The sequence below is a fragment of the Nesterenkonia sp. PF2B19 genome, assembly GCF_001758425.2.
In the GTDB taxonomy this organism is placed as follows: Bacteria; Actinomycetota; Actinomycetes; order Actinomycetales; family Micrococcaceae; genus Nesterenkonia; species Nesterenkonia aethiopica.
This window is the reverse complement of sequence record NZ_MDSS02000002.1, coordinates 26865-45342: the sequence shown is the minus strand read 5'-3', so window position 1 is coordinate 45342 and position 18478 is coordinate 26865. Positions and strand designations below refer to the sequence as shown.

16 protein-coding genes and 1 pseudogene are annotated in these 18478 nt (G+C 68.6%); 13 read left to right on the top strand and 4 right to left on the bottom strand.

The features are described from left to right. From ctaD to def, 3 genes are all read left to right on the top strand, one after another. Entirely contained in the window at positions 1–1725 is a 1725-nt protein-coding gene (gene ctaD, locus BCY76_RS00820; RefSeq protein ID WP_070158574.1) for an aa3-type cytochrome oxidase subunit I, read from the top strand. Beyond that, positions 1725–2126: a cytochrome c oxidase subunit 4 gene (locus BCY76_RS00815; RefSeq protein ID WP_070158573.1), complete on the top strand. Its 402-nt coding sequence runs from the start codon at positions 1725–1727 to the stop codon at positions 2124–2126. Before ctaD ends, BCY76_RS00815 begins: the two co-directional genes overlap by 1 nt. A 125-nt stretch (positions 2127–2251) precedes the next feature. Continuing rightward, positions 2252–2848, top strand: coding sequence for a peptide deformylase (gene def / locus BCY76_RS00810; RefSeq protein WP_070158572.1), 597 nt, complete (start codon positions 2252–2254; stop codon positions 2846–2848). Positions 2849–2908: 60 nt separating this feature from the next. On the opposite strand, the gene trpD is transcribed toward def, so the two are convergent. Next, on the bottom strand, positions 2909–3961 hold the full coding sequence (trpD, locus tag BCY76_RS00805; RefSeq protein WP_070158571.1) for an anthranilate phosphoribosyltransferase: 1053 nt from the start codon (positions 3959–3961) through the stop codon (positions 2909–2911). A gap of 193 nt (positions 3962–4154) precedes the next feature. On the opposite strand from trpD, the gene ctaE reads away from it, so the two are divergent. The 4 genes and pseudogenes from ctaE to qcrB all read left to right on the top strand — a co-directional run bounded on the left by ctaE (position 4155) and on the right by qcrB (position 8584). Next, a complete protein-coding gene (gene ctaE / locus BCY76_RS00800) occupies positions 4155–4802 on the top strand; it encodes an aa3-type cytochrome oxidase subunit III (RefSeq protein WP_170922541.1) in 648 nt (215 codons plus the stop codon). Positions 4803–4907: 105 nt separating this feature from the next. After that, positions 4908–5704, top strand: a pseudogene (qcrC, locus tag BCY76_RS00795) (cytochrome bc1 complex diheme cytochrome c subunit). 76 nt (positions 5705–5780) lie between these two features. Beyond that, the gene (gene qcrA, locus BCY76_RS00790; protein WP_085437051.1) at positions 5781–6863 is read left to right on the top strand and encodes a cytochrome bc1 complex Rieske iron-sulfur subunit; all 1083 of its coding nucleotides are present in this window, start codon (positions 5781–5783) and stop codon (positions 6861–6863) included. After that, the gene (gene qcrB, locus BCY76_RS00785) at positions 6860–8584 is read left to right on the top strand and encodes a cytochrome bc1 complex cytochrome b subunit (RefSeq protein WP_085437050.1); all 1725 of its coding nucleotides are present in this window, start codon (positions 6860–6862) and stop codon (positions 8582–8584) included. Before qcrA ends, qcrB begins: the two co-directional genes overlap by 4 nt. A 179-nt stretch (positions 8585–8763) precedes the next feature. Here the strand turns inward: qcrB and BCY76_RS00780 are convergent, their stop codons facing one another. Beyond that, positions 8764–10239: a replication-associated recombination protein A gene (locus BCY76_RS00780; protein WP_083277230.1), complete on the bottom strand. Its 1476-nt coding sequence runs from the start codon at positions 10237–10239 to the stop codon at positions 8764–8766. A 145-nt stretch (positions 10240–10384) separates the two neighbouring features. Between BCY76_RS00780 and dtd the strand changes: the two genes are divergently transcribed. After that, positions 10385–10849, top strand: coding sequence for a D-aminoacyl-tRNA deacylase (gene dtd / locus BCY76_RS00775; protein WP_070158595.1), 465 nt, complete (start codon positions 10385–10387; stop codon positions 10847–10849). A 198-nt stretch (positions 10850–11047) separates the two neighbouring features. On the opposite strand, the gene aspS is transcribed toward dtd, so the two are convergent. Further along, positions 11048–12859 carry an aspartate--tRNA ligase gene (gene aspS, locus BCY76_RS00770; RefSeq protein WP_070158570.1) on the bottom strand — a complete coding sequence of 604 codons (1812 nt, stop codon included), beginning with the start codon at positions 12857–12859 and terminating at the stop codon, positions 11048–11050. Between the two features lie 162 nt (positions 12860–13021). Further along, positions 13022–14347 carry a histidine--tRNA ligase gene (gene hisS / locus BCY76_RS00765; RefSeq protein ID WP_070158569.1) on the bottom strand — a complete coding sequence of 442 codons (1326 nt, stop codon included), beginning with the start codon at positions 14345–14347 and terminating at the stop codon, positions 13022–13024. A gap of 100 nt (positions 14348–14447) precedes the next feature. On the opposite strand from hisS, the gene BCY76_RS00760 reads away from it, so the two are divergent. From BCY76_RS00760 to BCY76_RS17310, 5 genes are all read left to right on the top strand, one after another. Further along, positions 14448–15830, top strand: a complete 1383-nt coding sequence (locus tag BCY76_RS00760) for a DUF349 domain-containing protein (RefSeq protein WP_070158568.1) — start codon at positions 14448–14450, stop codon at positions 15828–15830. Between the two features lie 124 nt (positions 15831–15954). After that, positions 15955–17520, top strand: a complete 1566-nt coding sequence (gene mltG / locus BCY76_RS00755; protein ID WP_085437049.1) for an endolytic transglycosylase MltG — start codon at positions 15955–15957, stop codon at positions 17518–17520. Next, on the top strand, positions 17517–17780 hold the full coding sequence (locus tag BCY76_RS18425) for a hypothetical protein (protein WP_070158566.1): 264 nt from the start codon (positions 17517–17519) through the stop codon (positions 17778–17780). The genes mltG and BCY76_RS18425 overlap by 4 nt, the downstream gene beginning before the upstream one ends. After that, positions 17738–18106, top strand: coding sequence for a hypothetical protein (locus BCY76_RS18420; RefSeq protein WP_201791054.1), 369 nt, complete (start codon positions 17738–17740; stop codon positions 18104–18106). The genes BCY76_RS18425 and BCY76_RS18420 overlap by 43 nt, the downstream gene beginning before the upstream one ends. Positions 18107–18131: 25 nt before the next feature. Further along, positions 18132–18422, top strand: a complete 291-nt coding sequence (locus tag BCY76_RS17310; protein WP_070160255.1) for a hypothetical protein — start codon at positions 18132–18134, stop codon at positions 18420–18422. Positions 18423–18478 lie beyond the last annotated feature (56 nt).

Below are 18478 nucleotides of genomic sequence, written 5' to 3'. Positions count from 1 at the left end.
GTGGCGACCTATGAATACACCGCTGACGAACGCGCGGTCGAGTCGCGCGTCGTACCCCGGTCGAAGGGGCGCATCGTCGTCAACTGGCTGACGACGACCGACCACAAGACGATCGGGTACATGTATCTGATCGCCTCCTTCCTGTTTTTCTGCATCGGCGGCGTGATGGCGCTGATCATCCGCGCGGAGCTCTTCGAGCCCGGCATGCAGCTGCTGCAGACCAAGGAGCAGTACAACCAGCTGTTCACCATGCATGGCACGGTGATGCTGCTGATGTTCGCCACGCCGCTGTTCGCCGGTTTCGCCAACGTCATCATGCCGCTGCAGATCGGCGCACCCGACGTCGCGTTCCCCCGGCTCAACGCCCTGGCGTTCTGGTTCTTCCTCTTCGGGTCGTTGATCGCCGTCTCCGGCTTCCTGACCCCGCAGGGGGCTGCGTCCTTCGGCTGGTTCGCCTACGCGCCGCTGTCGGACACCACCTACTCGCCCGGTGTGGGTGGGGATCTCTGGGTCTTCGGCCTGGCGCTGTCCGGCTTCGGGACCATCATGGGTGGTGTCAACTTCATCACCACGATCATCTGCATGCGTGCTCCCGGCATGACCATGTGGCGCATGCCGATCTTCACCTGGAACACCCTGATCACCGCGATCCTGATCCTCATGGCGTTCCCCCCGCTGGCCGCTGCACTCTTCGGCCTGGGGCTGGACCGTCGCTTCGGCGGGCACATCTTCGATCCGGAGTCGGGCGGCGCCATCCTGTGGCAGCACCTGTTCTGGTTCTTCGGGCACCCTGAGGTCTACATCATCGCGCTGCCGTTCTTCGGGATCATCTCGGAGATCCTGCCGGTCTTCAGCCGCAAGCCGATCTTCGGATACAAGGGTCTGGTCTACGCCACGATCGCCATCGCGGCGCTGTCGGTGACCGTCTGGGCGCACCACATGTATGTGACCGGTGCGGTCATGCTGCCGTTCTTCGCGCTGATGACCATGCTCATCGCCGTGCCCACCGGAGTGAAGTTCTTCAACTGGATCGGGACCATGTGGCGAGGGTCCATCACGTTCGAGACCCCGATGCTCTGGAGCCTCGGGTTCCTGGTGACCTTCCTCTTCGGCGGTCTGACCGGCATCATCCTGGCCTCACCGCCTCTGGACTTCCACCTCTCCGACACCTACTTCGTGGTGGCGCACTTCCACTACGTGGTCTTCGGCACGGTGGTGTTCGCGATGTTCGCCGGATTCTACTTCTGGTGGCCCAAGTGGACCGGAAAGATGCTCAACGAGCGTCTGGGCAAGATCAACTTCTGGATGCTGTTCATCGGCTTCCACGGGACGTTCATGATCCAGCACTGGCTCGGCGTGATGGGCATGCCTCGTCGGTACGCCGACTACCTGGTCGAGGACGGCTTCACCGCCATGAACCAGTTCTCCACGGTCTTCTCGATGATCCTCGGGGCGTCCCTGATTCCGTTCTTCTGGAACGTCTGGATCACGCACCGCAAGGGCCGCAAGGTCCACGTGGACGACCCGTGGGGCTTCGGCGGATCCCTGGAGTGGGCGACGTCCTGCCCGCCTCCGCGGCACAACTTCTATTCGTTGCCGCGGATCCGGTCCGAGCGCCCCGCGCTGGACCTGCACCACCCGGAGCTCTCCGACCGCCACAGCCTGCACACGCCAGCTGGCAAGGTGTTCGGTCCCGCTGATCAGAAGGACAAGGCAGGTATCTGATGAAGACGAACACCGGACTCTTCGGCCTCCTGGGCGTCTTCGTCCTGGTCGTGGCCTTCATCTACGGCTTCCTCACCGGCTTCGAGGAGCTGGCGGGCTTCCCGCTGCTGCTGCTCACCGCGGGCCTCGGGTTCATGCTCTGGTTCTACCTGCGCCAGACGGACAAGCACTCTGAAGTGATGGACGGGGACAACCCGGAGGGTGAGATCCACCAGCAGGCTGGCAACTACGGCGAGTTCGCCCCGTGGAGCTGGTGGCCGCTGGGTCTCGGCTTCTCCTGCGCCTTCGTGTTCTTCGGCATGGCCTTCGACTGGTGGGTCGTGTTCATCGGCGCCATTCCGGCCATCTTCTTCGTCACCGGCTGGGTGCTGGAGTACAACCGGAAGCGCTACGCGCACTGACCCGATCAGGCGGGGCTGACCGCCCCTCCAGGGCGATGTCGCCCCGCATGCCGCAGCGACGCCCGTCGGCGCCTTCAGGGCCCGGCGGGCGTCGGCGTGCGTGCCTCCACCGTTAGGATCTCTCCATGACCATCCGCCCCATCACCATCCATGGCGAGCCGGTGCTGCATCGCCGAGCCGCAGAGGTCGAGGCCGTCGACGACACGGTGCGTCAACTGGTCCAGGACATGTACGAGACCATGGACGCCGCCCACGGGGTGGGCCTGGCCGCCCCGCAGATCGGCGTCGGGCTGCGGATCTTCACCTATACCTACGCCGACTCCGGCGACGCCCCCTCACGGGGAGCGTTCGTCAACCCCACGCTGCGGCTCATCGGCAGGGTCTCGAAGACCGCGCCCGACCCCGATGAGGAGACCGAGGGCTGCCTCTCGGTGCCCGGATACGGCTTCCCCCTCAAACGCAGCGACCACGTGGAGATCACCGGGCTCGACGAGTACGGTCAGCTCAGACGGCTCGAGGCCACCGGCTGGTTCGCCCGCATCATGCAGCATGAGTACGACCACCTGGACGGGTATCTCTACGTGAATCGTCTCGATCAGAAGTGGGCGCGTCGTTGGAAGAAGGCGATGAAGAAGGAAGGCTGGACGCAGGAGGGGAACACCTGGATGCCCGGTGTCGACCCTGACCCGTTCGGCCATGGGGAGCCCGAGGGCGAGGACTGACCGCCTGGCCCGTCGGCGGGATCAGCTGTCGGGTCCAGCTGTTGGGATCAGGCGGGCGGCTCAGGCGCGGCTGAATTCGACCCAGCGCTCGAGCACCGCAGCTGCGGCGCCGGAGTCGAGAGCGGCCGCAGCCCGCTCTCTGTTCGCGTGCAGGCGGTCCAACAGCGAGCCGTCGGAGCTCTCATCGGCCGCGGTCAGTCCGGCGGCGGCGTTGATCAGCACAGCGTCCCGCACGGGGCCCCGGTCACCCCGGAGCACCCGTCGGACGATTTCCGCGTTGTCGTCGCCGGCGCCGCCGCGCAGCGCGTCCACCTCCACCTGCGCCACTCCGAGGTCGGAGGGGCGGATCTCGTGGTGCTCCACGATGCCCTCGCGCACCTCCCAGACGTCCGTGGGCGCGGAGGTGGTGATCTTGTCCCGGCCGTCCTGTCCGCGGAACACGAGTCCCCGCGTTCCCCGAGCCGCCAGCACCTGGGCCATCTTCGGTGCGAGGCCGCGGTGAGCGCAGCCGAGCGCCTGGGCATCCACCCGCGCGGGATTCGACAGCGGGCCGAGGAAGTTGAAGATGGTGCGCACACCGAGCTGGCGTCGTGCCGGGGCCACGTAGCGCATCGACGGGTGGAAGCTCTGGGCGAAGAGGAAGGTGATGCCGACCTCGGTGGCCGCCTGGGCGACACGCTCAGGGCTCATGGCGAGGTCCACCCCGAGAGCCTCGATGACATCGGCCGCTCCGGCCGTCGTCGAGGCGCCGCGGTTGCCGTGCTTGACCACCCGGGCGCCTGCCCCGACGGCCACCAGGGAGGACATGGTGGAGATGTTCACCGTGCCCAGACGGTCGCCTCCGGTGCCCACGATGTCGAGGGTGGGGCCGGGGATGGAGATCTCCACGGCCTTGGCCATCATGGTCGACGAGAGCCCGACGAGCTCCTCTGCGGTCTCGCCCTTCGCCCGCAGCGCGATCAGGAAGCCGGCGATCTCGGCGTCGGTCAGCTCGCCTCCCATGAGGCGCTCCATGGCCCAGGCGGAGGTCTCCGCGGTGAGGTCCTCGCCGCCCAGCAGGGCGTCCAACAGATGCGGCCAGGTGGTCTGTGAGGCGGGGGAGGTCTCAGTCACCGGACCAGGATATCCCGGCCCACGACACGCCGTTTCTCTACATTTCGTAGAAATTTCTGACACATTCTCGCGGGCCCCGACCTTGGTACTTCCTGGGAATGACGGGGATCGCCGGTCTGACAAGGAACTGGGGGACGCGCCACGCACCCTTCGTCGATGGCGAACGGGCGTCGATTCAGGCAATAATGTCCTCGTGACGTCTGCAACCCAAGCCCCCAATGCTCCGGCGCGCACGCTGCCGAACCGCCCGAACATGGTGTCCGTGGGCACCATGGTCTGGCTGACCAGCGAGCTCATGTTCTTCGCCGGCCTGTTCGCGATGTTCTTCACCCTGCGCTCGACGCAGCCCGAGATGTGGGCGGAGTACAGCTCGCGACTCGACATCACCCTGGCCACGATCATCACGGTGATCCTGGTGGCGAGCTCCGTGACGGCGCAGTTCGGAGTGTTCGCCGCCGAGCGTCACCAGCCCCGCCGCACCGGTTCCCTGATGAACGTCAAGAACTGGGGCATGGTCGAGTGGTACATCCTCTCGTTCCTCATGGGCACGATCTTCATCGCCGGCCAGACCTTCGAGTTCGCCGAGCTGGTCAGCCACGGCGTGGCGGTCCAGACCAACTCCTTCGGCTCCGCCTTCTACATCACCACCGGCTTCCACGGCCTCCACGTGATCGGCGGGCTCATCGCCTTCCTGTATGTGATCGCCCGGGCGTACTTCAGCGTGAAGTTCACTCACAAGGAGGCCAGCGCCGCCGTCGTGATCTCGTACTACTGGCACTTCGTCGACGTCGTGTGGATCGCTCTGTTCGGCGTCGTCTACATCCTGCCGATGTTCGTCTGACGGGCGTGACCGTCCATTCCCGACGGACGACGACCATCCACCACCCATCACTTTCGCCCGCAGGCACCGCAGGCGGGCCCGCACCGAGAAGTTAGGAACCGGCACGTGAAGGCACTCTCACAGAAGCGCCGCCACCCCTTCGCAGGCGTGGCACTGCTCCTCCTGGGCCTCCTGATCACAGGAGGCCTGTATGCCGCGGCCACGACCATCAACCAGGCCCAGGCCTCTCAGGAGGCGGACGGATACTCCGCCGCGGATGTCGATGAGGGCGAGCGCCTCTTCGTGGCCAACTGCGCCACCTGCCACGGCATCAACGCCGAGGGGACGGACGCCGGACCGTCCCTGATCGGCGTCGGCGCGGCCTCGGTCGACTTCCAGGTCGGGACCGGCCGCATGCCGATGCAGATGCACGGTCCGCAGGCGCAGGAGAAGCCGCGGCAGTTCAACGACGAGCAGACCATGCAGCTGGCCGCCTACGTGGCCTCCCTCGGGGCAGGGCCGGCCGTGCCCGATGACGAGTATCTAGACGTGGACCAGGGCGACCCTGCCCGGGGTGGTGAGCTCTTCCGGATCAACTGCGCCATGTGTCATAACGCAGCCGCTGCTGGAGGCGCTCTCACCGAAGGCAAATATGCGCCGTCCCTTCATGGGGTCGAAGCGCGGCACATCTACGGTGCGATGGTCACCGGCCCTCAGAATATGCCGGTCTTCTCGGACTCGAACATCCCGCCGGAGGACAAGCGCGATATCATCGCCTTCCTGAAGACCTATGACTCTCAGGGCACCCCGGGCGGCTTCTCGCTCGGCTTCCTCGGCCCGGTCTCCGAAGGTCTGTTCATCTGGACCGGTGGCCTGGCGGTGCTCATCGCTCCATGGTCTGGCTGACCTCGCGCTCCTCCTGAGCCGCCGGTCGCGGTGGACCGCAGACGCCGCACACGCACCCACTACGCAATCACTCAAGCAAAGGACGAGAACCATATGGGCGAGCACGGTCACGGCGACCCGACCGAGTCGGGGGCCGTCATCAAAGCCGGTGACGGGGAGTCGGGCAAGTACGCCATCGACAACCCCGGTCTGCCGCCGCACCGCCCGCGGGTGGCAGATGAGGACCCCAAGGCCGAGAAGCGCTCCGAGCGCCAGGTGGCCACCCTGTTCCTCATCTCGATCATCGGCACCGTGATCTTCTTCATCGGCTACTTCGCCGTGGAGCTCAGCGAGGACCTGCAGGCGCTGCGTCTGCAGAACACGCTGCTCGGCGTCGGCGTCGGCTTCGCCATGCTCGGCATCGGCCTGGGCGTGGTCCACTGGGCCAAGACGCTCATGCCGGACCACGAGCTCGTGGAGGACCGCAAGCCGCTGCGCAAGGAGGCCGAGCGGCAGGAGGCCGAGCAGATCATCGATGATGTGCTCGAGGAGTCTGGGATCAAGCGCCGCCCGCTGATCCGCAACACGCTGATCGGCGCGGCCGTGCTGGCACCGCTGCCGTTCGTCCTGACCCTGCGTGACCTGGATCGCTCCGAGGACTTCGGAGTGGAGCGCATGCGCCACTCCATGTGGGACGAGGGCGTGCGTCTGGTGCGCGACCCCACCGGAACGCCCATCCGTGCGGCGGACATCACCATCGGCTCGGCGATGCACGTGATCCCGGAGAACCTGCGTGAGGTCTCCGGCCACGCGGCCCGTCTCTCCGAGAAGGCCAAGGCCGTGGTGCTGGTGGTCCGGATGAACCCTGACGACATCCAGCAGGTGACCCCCGGCCGCGAGGACTGGACCTACGACGGCATCATCGCCTGCTCGAAGGTCTGCACGCACGTCGGCTGCCCGGTGGCGCTGTATGAGCGGCACACCCACCACCTGCTCTGCCCCTGCCATCAGTCGACCTTCGACGCGGCGCAGGAGTTCAAGGTGGTCTTCGGACCTGCAGGCCGCCCGCTGCCGCAGCTGCCGATCACCGTCGACGACGAGGGCTTCCTCGTCGCCCGCAGCGACTTCACCGAGCCTGTCGGCCCGACCTACTGGGAGCGTGGCTCCACCGACCCCGAGGGTGATTACAACGCATGAGCGCCACCACTGAGAAATACACCGAGGCCCAGTACCTCGAGGCAGAGCAGTACCAGCCGGCGACCCGCACCGGCCGCATCACCAACTATGTGGACCAGCGGGTCGGGGGCACTGGCATCGTCCGGGAGTTCGGGCGGAAGATCTTCCCCGACCACTGGACCTTCATGTTCGGCGAGGTGGCGCTGTACAGCTTCGTCATCCTGATCCTCTCCGGGACGTTCCTGACCTTCTGGTTCGACCCGTCGATGGCCTCCACCCGCTATGACGGCTCCTACGCGCCGCTGCAGGGCCTGGAGATGTCCACGGCCTACGCCACGGCTCTGGAGCTGTCCTTCGACGTGCGCGGCGGGCTCTTCATGCGCCAGCTGCACCACTGGGCCGCCCTGCTCTTCGTGATGGCGATGTCCATCCACATGCTGCGCGTGTTCTTCACCGGTGCCTTCCGCAAGCCCCGAGAGCTGAACTGGGTGGTCGGCTGCGCCCTGCTGATCATGGGCCTGGCCGCCGGCTTCACCGGCTACTCGCTGCCGGACGAGGTCCTCTCCGGCAACGGCCTGCGGATCATCGACGGCATGATGAAGGCCATCCCGGTGGTCGGCACGTACATGTCGTTCTTCCTCTTCGGCGGGGAGTTCCCCGGCGGCGAGGTGATCCCGCGCCTGTACGTGCTGCACATCATGGTCATCCCGGCCCTGATCCTGGTGCTGATCGCCGTGCACCTGTTCATGGTGGTCACCCACAAGCACACCCAGTACCCCGGCCCGGGCCGTACTGAGCGAAATGTGGTCGGCTACCCGGTGGGCCCGGTGTACGCGGCCAAGGCCGGCGGCTTCTTCTTCATCGTCTTCGGCATCCTGGCCGTGATCTCCGGGACGTTCCAGATCAATGCGCTGTGGAACTACGGTCCGTACGACCCGTCTCCGGTGCAGGCCGGTGCTCAGCCGGACTGGTACATCGGTCCGTTCGAGGGCGTCCTGCGTCTCATGCCCGGCTTCGTCGGCGAGATCCCGCTCGAGTTCGTCATCCCGACTCCGTGGGGAGGCAACTCGGTGGCCACGCCGGTGCTCATCCCGATGATCCCCATCGCGGTGATGTTCCTGGTCATGTTCATCTGGCCCTGGATCGAGGCCTGGATCACCGGGGACAAGAAGGAGCACCACATCCTGGACCGTCCGCGGAACGCCCCGACGCGCACTGCGATCGGCGCCGCGAGCGTCACGTTCTACTGCATCATGTGGGGCATGGGGTCCAACGACCTCATTGCGACGCACTTCATGCTCTCGCTGAACGACATCACCTACTGGTCGCGGGTGCTCATCTTCGTCGGCCCGGTGATCGCGTTCGTGCTCACCAAGCGCATCTGCCTCTCGCTGCAGCGCAAGGACCGTGAGACGGTCCTGCACGGTCACGAGGCCGGCGTCATCGAGATGCTGCCGCACGGCGAGTTCCGCGAGAAGCACACCCGGCCTTCGGACTACGAGCTGTACACGCTGGTCGCCTTCGAGTCGCCGGCCCCGTCCGGCCCGCAGCCGAACGCGAAGGGCAAGATCACGCGCACGGAGAAGCTCCGGGCCAGGCTCAACCAGTGGTTCTACCAGGACCGCGTCGAGCCGGTCAGCCGCGAGGAGTACCTCGAGGCGCTGGAACACGACCACCACGGCGACGGTCACGAGGGCGGCCTCGAGGCGACGGATCGTCGGTCGATCGAGGCCAGCCACTGAGCCGCAGCTGAGTCCGAAGGGACCGATCGACCGCAGCTCGGGCTGGCGGAGCTGTCGACGGCGGGGCCGCACTCTCCTCGGAGGGTGCGGCCCCGCCGTCGTCTGTGGGGGCGTTGCGGCGGTCGTCCGGGGGAGCGTGGTGGTCGCTCGTTCAGGCCGGGTTCGCCGGTGACGGATGCTCAGCCTCGTCGGGTGATGGCACGCAGCCGTTCGAGCCGATCGGCGACGGTCCGCTCCTGTCCGTTCCCGGTGGGGCGGTAGTAGTCCACTCCGACGAGGTCGTCGGGAGGATACTGCTGGGCGGCCACATGATGGGGTTCGTCGTGGGCGTAGACGTAGCTGCGGCCGTGGCCCAGTCGGTGGGCTCCGGCGTAGTGCGCATCCCGCAGATGGAGCGGGACCGGGCCGCCCTTGCCGGCGCGGACGTCGGCTATGGCGGCGTCGAGGGCGCGGTAGGAGGCGTTGGACTTGGGCGCGGTCGCGATGTGCACTGTGGCCTCCGCCAGGAGGATTCGGGCCTCGGGCATGCCGATCAGCTGGACGGCCTGGGCGGCCGCGACGGCGGTCTGCAGAGCGCTGGGATCGGCCATCCCGACCTCCTCACCGGCGGCGATCACCAGACGGCGGGCGATGAATCGGGGATCCTCACCGGCGACCACCATGCGTGCCAGGTAGTGCAGCGCCGCGTCGGGGTCGGAGCCGCGGAGGGACTTGATGAACGCGGAGACGATGTCATAGTGCTGATCCCCGTCCCGGTCGTACCGCTGGACGGCATGGTCCATCGCCTGCTCGGCGTCCTCGGAGGTGATCGTGACGACGTCGGCACCCTCCGGATCGTCCTCCGTCGGGTGCGAGACGTCCCCCTGCGGGTCGGCGTCCGCGGCCTCCGCGTCGGGCGAGCCCCCGTCCGCCGGTCCGCCCGGCGCGTAGCGATCAGTCCGTCCCGCGGCCACCGCAGCGGCCGCCTCGAGAGTGGTGAGCACCCGCCGAGCGTCACCGCCGGCCATGCGCAGGATGTGCCCGCGCGCCTCCGGGTCCAGGGCGAAGGCGCCGTCCAGACCGCGCTCCTCGGACAGGGCGCGGTCGATGAGTCCGGAGAGGTCATCGTCGGTCAGCGGGCGCAGGGTCAGCAGCAGGGACCGGGAGAGGAGCGGAGAGACCACGGAGAAGGACGGGTTCTCGGTGGTGGCGGCCACGAGGATCACCCAGCCGTTCTCCACCCCGGGGAGCAGCGCATCCTGCTGGGCCTTGTTGAACCGGTGGATCTCATCGAGGAAGAGCACCGTCGTCTTGCCGCGCAGGTCCCGGTCCTCGAGGGCCTGATCCATGACGCGGCGGACGTCCTTCACGCCGGCTCGGATGGCCGAGAGCTCCACGAAGGTGCGGGACTCTCCGCGTGCGATCACGTGGGCCAGCGTGGTCTTGCCGGTGCCCGGCGGGCCGTAGAGGATCACCGACGAGGCGCCGGCGGGGCCTCGTGAGCCCTCCGCCAGCACCCGGAGCGGGGAGCCCTGCTCCAGCAGGTGCTGCTGTCCGACGATCTCGTCCAGGTGGCGGGGCCGCAGGCGGACGGCCAGGGGCACATGTCGACGTCGTCCGCCCCCCTCCTGGTGGGCGGCGGCGGAGAACAGATCGCCGGTCAGGGGGTCGGTCACCGGAGCTCCTCGTAGACATGTTCGAGTCGGTCGGCTCCACTCTACCGCTGGGACGCCCCGCGCAGGGACACCGACCGCGAGGCAGATCGTCGGCGTCGCCGACCGGGTGGCACGGCGGTGCGGCGCGGATGCCAGAATGGTGCCCATGCGTGCCGTGATCCAGCGAGTCTCCCGTGCCCAGGTCCGTGCCCGAGACGTCGATGGGGGTGAGCATGTGGCCGGCTTCGATGGCGAGGGCCTGGTGGTCCTGCTCGGTGTCACCCACGACGACACCGATCACCAGGCCCGCCTGCTCGCGGAGAAGACGTGGCGGCTGCGCCTGCTGGATCAGGAGCGCTCCGCCGAACAGGCGCAGGCGCCCGTGCTCGCCGTCAGCCAGTTCACCCTCTACGGCGACGCACGGAGGGGGAGACGTCCCTCCTGGAGCAGCGCCGCTCCGGCGGCAGTGGGAGAGCCCCTCTACGAGCGCTACGTCCACCATCTGCGCGAGCTCGGCGCCATGGTCCACACCGGGGTCTTCGGGGCGCACATGGATCTGGAGATCGTCAATGACGGGCCCGTCACGCTTCTGCTCGACACCGAAGAGCTGGGCCGCCCTCGGCGCAGCTGAGCTCAGCCGAGTCGACACGCTCGCCACGGACTGCCTCCACCCACGGACTGCCCCACCCACGGACTGCCCCATACGGACGGGCTCTCCGCGCCTCAGGTTCCGCACAGCGCGAGGCCCGGCCGGAGCGAACTCCGGCCGGGCCTCATGTCATCCCGTGGGTACAGGACAGGCGAACTCAGGAGGAGGGCATGCCCTGGGTCAGGACGCCGCCTCGACCGCCTGCTTCGGGGTTCCGTCCGAGGAGCCGCCCTTCGGCTCGGGGCGGGCGTCCACTCCGGCCTCCTTCCGCTGCTGCGCGGTGATCGGCGCCGGTGCGGCGGTCAGCGGGTCGAACCCGCCTCCGGACTTCGGGAAGGCGATGACCTCGCGGATGGAGTCCTCACCGGTGAGCAGAGCGACGACGCGGTCCCACCCGAAGGCGATTCCGCCGTGGGGAGGAGCTCCGAACTTGAAGGCGTCCAGCAGGAAGCCGAACTTCTCCCTGGCCTCGTCCTCCGCGATGCCCATCACGGCGAAGATCCGTTCCTGAATCTCGCGTCGATGCACACGGATGGAGCCGCCGCCGATCTCGTTGCCGTTGCAGACCAGGTCGTAGGCGTAGGCCAGCGCCTCACCGGGGTCCTGGTCGAAGGTCTCGGCGAACTCCGGCTTCGGGGCGGTGAAGGCGTGGTGGACTGCGGTCCAGGCGCCGGAGCCGACGGCCACGTCGCCTGCCGCGGTGGCCTCGGCGGCGGGTTCGAACATGGGGGCGTCGACGACCCACACGAAGGACCAGGCGTCGTGGTCGATCAGGCCGGTGCGCTCGGCGATCTCTACGCGAGCCGCTCCCAACAGGGCGCGGGAGGTCTTGACCTCTCCGGCGGCGAAGAAGATGCAGTCGCCGGGCTTCGCGCCCACCGCCTCGACGAGGCCGGCGCGCTCCTGGTCAGAGAGGTTCTTCGCCACCGGGCCACCCAGTTCTCCGTCCTCCGAGACGAGCACGTAGGCCAGACCCTTGGCCCCGCGCTGCTTGGCCCATTCCTGCCAGGCATCGAGGGTGCGGCGCGGCTGGTCGGCACCGCCGGGCATCACGACCGCGCCCACATAGGGGGCCCGGAACACCCGGAACGGCGTCTCCGCGAAGTAGTCGGTCAGCTCCACGAGCTCCAGGCCGAAGCGCAGGTCCGGCTTGTCGGTGCCGTAGCGCGCCATCGCCTCCCGATAGGTGATCCGCGGCAGGGGAGCCTGAAGCTCGACGTCGATGAGGCGCCACAGCCGCCGCATCAGGTCCTCCGTCAGCGCGATGATGTCCTCCTGGTCCACGAAGCTGGCCTCGATGTCCAGCTGGGTGAACTCCGGCTGACGGTCGGCGCGGAAGTCCTCGTCCCGATAGCAGCGGGCGATCTGGTAGTACTTCTCGAAACCGCCGACCTGCAGCAGCTGCTTGAACAGCTGCGGCGACTGCGGCAGTGCGTACCAGGAGCCGGGGGCCAGGCGGGCGGGGACCAGGAAGTCGCGCGCACCCTCCGGCGTCGACCGGGTCAGCGTCGGCGTCTCGATCTCGGTGAAGTCCTGCGTGTGCAGGAACTCCCGGGCCACACGGTTGGCCTCCGAGCGCAGCCGCAGGGCACGCTGCGGTGCCTCGCGGCGCAGATCGAGATAGCGATGCCGCAGGCGCGCCTCCTCACCGACCTCCACGTGCTCGTCCACCTGGAACGGCAGCGGGTCGGCAGTGTTCAGCACCGTGACCTCGTCCGCGATGACCTCCACCTCGCCGGAAGCCAGGTTCGGGTTCTCGTTGCCCTCCGGGCGGCGCTCGACCGTCCCGCGGATCTGCAGGACGAATTCATTGCGCAGCGGGGCGAAGTCCTCCTCGTCCCGCACGACGACCTGGGCGACGCCTGAGGCGTCCCGCAGGTCGAGGAACGCCACGCCCCCGTGGTCGCGACGGCGGGCGACCCACCCCGTCAGCGTGACAGTCTGTCCGATGTGCTCGGCGCGGAGTGCGCCGTTGTGGTGTGTGCGAAGCACGATGTCCTCCCTGGAGGGCCCGCTGTCGGTCCGGGTTCTGCCGGCCGACCTCGGTGCTGCCTCTGTCCTGGGGCCTGATGGGCCGATGTCTGTAGCTGTCTGGATGTGTGCTGATGTCGTCGTGTGCTCTGCTGCGCCGACACGGAGCGTCGGCGACCGGGGTCAGCCCGCGGGGACCACCCGCGGGGACAGATCCTCCTGCGGCGGCGTCCAGGTCTGCGGATCGGCCGAGACCTGGTCCCCGGACCGGATGTCCTTGACCTCATGGCGACCGTCCTCGTCGGTGAACCAGACGAAGGGGATGCCGCGTCGATCCGCGTGACGGATCTGCTTGCCGAACTTCTCGGCCCGCAGCGCCACCTCCACGTTGATCCCGCGCGACCGCAGCTGGTCGGCGACGTCCTGAGCGGCGCCCCACTCCTCATCGGCGCGCAGGGCCACATACACGGCGCTGGGCACCGATCGGCTCGCGCTCACGGTCTCCTCGGCCAGCAGCCGCGAGACGAGACGGGTCACGCCGATGGACAGCCCCACACCGGGGAAGGTGCGCTTGCCCTTCGAGGCGAGCGACTCGTAGCGGCCGCCCGAGCAGATCGAGCCCAGGGACTCGTGGCCCTCCAGGACGGTCTCATAGACGGTGCCGGTGTAGTAGTCCAGGCCCCGTGCGATAGAGAGGTCGGCGACGGCGCGCCCCGGAACGCGTCGTTCGAGCTCCCCGATGACGTCGGCCAGTTCGGCCAGTCCGGCGTCGAGCAGCTCGTGCGATCCGCCCAGGGCGCGCACCTGCTCCACGAAGGAGAGGTCCGGCGTGCGGATCTGGGCCAGCGCCAGCGCCTTCTGCGCCTGCTCCTCCGTCGCGCCGGCCGTCTCCGCCAGCTCGGCGGCGACCTTCTCCGGGCCGATCTTCTCGAGCTTGTCGATGGCACGCAGCACCGCGGCGGTGTCCTCCAGGCCGATCGACCGGTAGAAGCCCTCCGAGAGCTTCCGGTTGTTGATCCGCAGCCGGAAATCACCGATGGGCAGGGACTCCAGGGCCCGCGCCATGACGACGGCGAGCTCCACGTCGCAGCGGAAGGGCAGGGCGCCGTCGCCGACGATGTCGATGTCCGCCTGCGTGAACTCGCGGTACCGGCCGTCCTGCGGGCGTTCTCCGCGCCAGACCTTCTGGATCTGGTATCGACGGAAGGGGAAGGAGAGGTGGCCGGCGTTCTCCACGACATAGCGTGCGAAGGGCACCGTGAGGTCGAAATGCAGCGCCAGGCGAGCCTCGGCGTCCTCGTCGGCCTGCAGCCGGGAGACCCCGTAGATCTCCTTGTCGATCTCGCCCTTCTGCAGCAGGGTGTCCACGGTCTCCACGGCGCGGGACTCGATGGAGGCGAACCCATGGCGCTCGAAGACCTCGCGGAGCGTGTCGAGCACATGGAGCTCCACGAGCCGCTCCTCAGGAAGCCACTCGGTGAAGCCGGAGAGGGACGTTGTGCGTGCCATGCGGGGTGGGCGCTCCTCACTGGAGGTGACGGGGTCGACAGACCGGTCCATCATAGCGGCCGCGTCGCAGGTCGTGTGCGGTGCCGGTAGGGTGGTGCCCATGAGTCCCGCAGTCAGACCCGGACACCACGAGACCACTCTCGACGAGGCGCGGCAGCTGGCCCGCGTCGACGAGGACGGCCATGTCTACGCGACGGCGCCGACGTCGTCGGGAACGCCCGAGCCTGCCGTCCGGCAGGAGGAGTCGGCTGAGCAGACGCCTGCTGAGCAGACCGGCCAGCCCCAGGAACCCGAGGGTGATCAGAGCGCCGGCCGGCCGTCCGCCGGGGAGGTCTACGTCGGCCAGTACCCCGGCGCGACGTCGGAGGAGGCTCTGCAGTACTTCACCCGCAAGTTCGACGAGCTCTTCAACCGCGCTCTGCTGCTCAAGGCCCGAGTGGAGGCGGCCGCTGACGGTGCCAAGGCGCTCAGAGAGAGCCGGGAGGCGCTCCTCGCCGAGCTGGACGGCGGCGCGTGGGTCGGCGACGTCCCGGCTCTGCGCAGCATGCTCGCCGAGCTGGCCGAGGGCATCGACGCCCTGGCCGCCCGGGAGAAGGAGGAGGCGGAGCAGGCCGTGGCCGAGCACCTGACGGTGCGTGAGGGGATCGTGGCTGAGGCGGAGCAGATCGCCGCCACCGATCCCGGAGCCCAGCATTGGAAGTCGGCGCAGCAGCGCATGTCCGAGCTCTTCGAGGCGTGGAAGGCCGAGCAGAAGAAGCCGCCGCGACTGACCAAGGCCCAGGAAGACCCGTACTGGAAGCGCTTCCGTGCCGCGCGCAACACGTTCGACAAGGAACGCCGGGCCTTCTTCAGCCGGCGGGACAAGGAACACGGCGAGGTCAAGCGGATCAAGGAGGAGCTCATCGCGCGTGCGGAGGAGCTCCAGCACAGCACCGACTTCGGGCCCACCACGAAGGCCTACCACCGCCTCATGGACGAATGGAAGGCGGCGGGCCGCGGGGCACGCCGCACCGACGACGCGCAGTGGGCGCGGTTCCGGAAGGCCCAGGACGTGTTCTTCGCCTCCCGAGACGCGGTCAACGCGGAGATCGACGCCGAATACCAGGCGAACCTGGAGGTCAAGGAGCAGCTCCTGAAGGAGCTCGAGGCGCTCATGCCGTTCACGGCCCCCGAGACCGTCCGTGATCGCTACCATGCGCTGCTCGAACGCTGGGATGCGGCCGGTCGGGTGCCGCGGGGTGACGTCAAGCGTATGGAAGGGGCTCTGAAGCGCGTCCAGGACGCCTTCCGTGAGGCGGAGGAGGCCCACTGGCGGCGCACTGACCCTGAGACGGTCGCGCGTCAGAACTCGATGCTCACCCAGCTCGACGAGACCATCGCCGGCCTGGAGCAGGAGCTCGAGCAGGCACGGTCCGCGGGCGACGCCCGGACCATGCTGAGGCGGAGGAGGCTCTGGAGGCGCGGCGCAGCTGGCGGCGGATGATCGAGGAGTCGGGCTGAGTCCTCAGGTCTCCCGGTCCTCAGGTCTCCCGACGTCCCGGAATCCGGATCACGAATAGATTACAATCGCATCGACATGTGCCGCCGACACCAGTGAGGACCCCCGCGTGAGCGATGACATGCCGCATCAGGTGGGCTCCCGCCGTCGCCGTCGTGAGATCCGGGAGGCCCGGGAGCGCGCGAGGGCCGAGCGGGAGCGGCAGGCGGCGGAGGCGCCCTCGAGGCGGGTTCCCTTCGAGCAGGCCATCGGCGCCCCCGGCGCCGCCTCCGGAGAAGTGGCTTCGACGGATCGGCGGGCGCCGGCCGACCCGGAGCCCTCCCGCACGGCGGATCCTGTGGAGGTCGTGTCTGACCCGGAATCCGCCGCCTCTCCTGTGTCTCCGGACGAGGCCGTCCTGGGGCCGGAGGAACACGTGCTGGAGGAGCATGTCGAGCACGACGCGGACGGGACGCCGCTGCTGATCACCTCCTCGAGCTATGGCCGCGGATACCAGACCGTCACCCCCCTCGACACGGGCGCCAGCCGCGAGATCCTCACGCGGCGTCGGGAGCGGCGCCGTCGGCGCAATCTCGCCCTCGGGCTCGTGCTCGGCGGATTCGCCGCGCTGCTGGTCATCGTGGCCGTCGTGTTCAACGCGGTGTTCGGCGGGCTGCTCTCCGGCCCCGAGGACTACGAGACCCAGGCCGGAGACACGGTCACGTTCGAGGTGAACCCGGGCGAGGGTTGGGAGGTCGTCGGCCGACGGCTCGCCGAACAGGGGATCATCGCCAGCCAGGAGGCTCTGCGTGATGCCCTGCGCGACGCCGACGACCTCGGCGTCCTGCAGGCCGGAGAGTTCGAGGTCCGCGAGGAGATGCCGGCCGCCGACGCGGTCAGCGCGTTGACCCCGGACCGGGAGGCTCAGGGAGTCGTCTGGGTCAACGCCGGATGGCGGATCGATGAGGTCTTCTCCGCAGTCGCTGACGCCACAGGGATCCCCGAGGCCGACTTCCGCGAGGCCGCAGAGGACCCTGCTGACTTCGGCCTGCCCGAGGAGGCGGAGACTCTGGAGGGCTATCTGGCGGTCGGCGAGTACCGCTTCAGCGTGGAGGAGGACCCGGAGCCGACAGAGATCCTGCAGGCCATGGTGGACCGGACGTTCGAGGAGTTCGAGGATGCCGGCATCACCGACGAGGACGAGCAGTGGCGAGCCGTCATCATCGCCTCACTCATCACCGGGGAGGCCAACCATTCCGAGCCCGATGACTACCGGGTGATCGCCAGCGCGATCGAGAACCGGCTGGACCCGGACAACACGGAGACCGGAGGCCTGCTGCAGATCGATGCAGCCGTGAACTACGGCCTCGGCCTGTCCGGCGACCTGCACTTCCCGGAGTCCGAGCGGCTGAACCCGGAGAACGAGTACAACACCTACGTGCACGAGGGACTGCCACCCGGCCCCATCGCCGCGCCGACGCCGGGCACGCTGGAGGCCGCCGTCGACCCGGCCGAGACCGACTACTACTACTGGGTCACCGTGAACGTCGAGACCGGGGAGACCCGCTTCAACGAGACCTACGCGGAGCATCTGGAGGATGTCGCGGTGTTCAACGACTACTGCGACGACAACCCCGGGGTCTGCAGCCCGGCCGAGGAGGAGGCTGCAGAGGCCGAGGTGGAGGAGGGCGAATGAGTCGGCCCCGCGCCGCGGTGCTCGGGCACCCCATCGGCCATTCCCTCTCTCCGGCGCTGCACGGTGCCGCCTACGCGATGCTGGGAGCGGATATCACCTACTCACGCCGCGACGTCGACGTCGCCGAGCTCCCCGACTTCCTGGCGGGGGAAGGGGCGCAGCGCGGCTGGGTCGGGTGGTCAGTGACCATGCCCCTGAAATCTGCATGGTGCCGCATATGGACACCCTCTCTCCGCGAGTGGAGACCCTGGGGGTGCTGAACACGGTGGTCCATCGTCCAGATGGCCTGGCCGGCGACAACACCGACGTGGACGGAATCGTGGCCGCGCTCGAGGAGGCCGGGCTCCAGAAGGCCGGGCTCCCGACGGCGGCGACGGAGCGTCCGCCCACCGAGGGGACGCAGGGCCGGTTCGGCGTCATCGGGGCGGGCTCGACGGCGGCGGAGCGCTGGCCGCTGCCGCCGAGCTGGGCTTCACCGAGGTGTGCGCCTACGCCCGCTCCCCGGAGCGGGCCGTCTCGCTCGAGCCCGTGGCTGAGGCCCTGGGGATCCGTCTCCGGACGGCGACCCTCGAGCGCTCACCCGTGACGTCGCCGGCGACGAGCTCGGTGCAGTGGTCTCCACCCTGCCTCCGCGGGCGGCGGACGGCCTCGCCGCGCAGGTGCCCCGTCTGAGACGTCGCCTGCCGCTGCTCGACGTCGCCTACGATCCCTGGCCCTCCGCGCTGGCGGACGCCTGGGAGCGGGCCGGTGGCCACGTGGTCTCCGGGCTGACCATGCTGCTCCACCAGGCAGTGGAACAGGTCCACAGATTCACCGCAGGCACCGCGCGCCCGGCGGCGGAGCTGCCGTCGGCGGAACACGAGCAGATGGTCGCCCGCATGCGGTCGGTGCTGCCCGACTGATCGGTCGGGAAGGTGCCCGCGGCGCGCCCTGCACGTCCTTCCGAGGCCCACCAGGC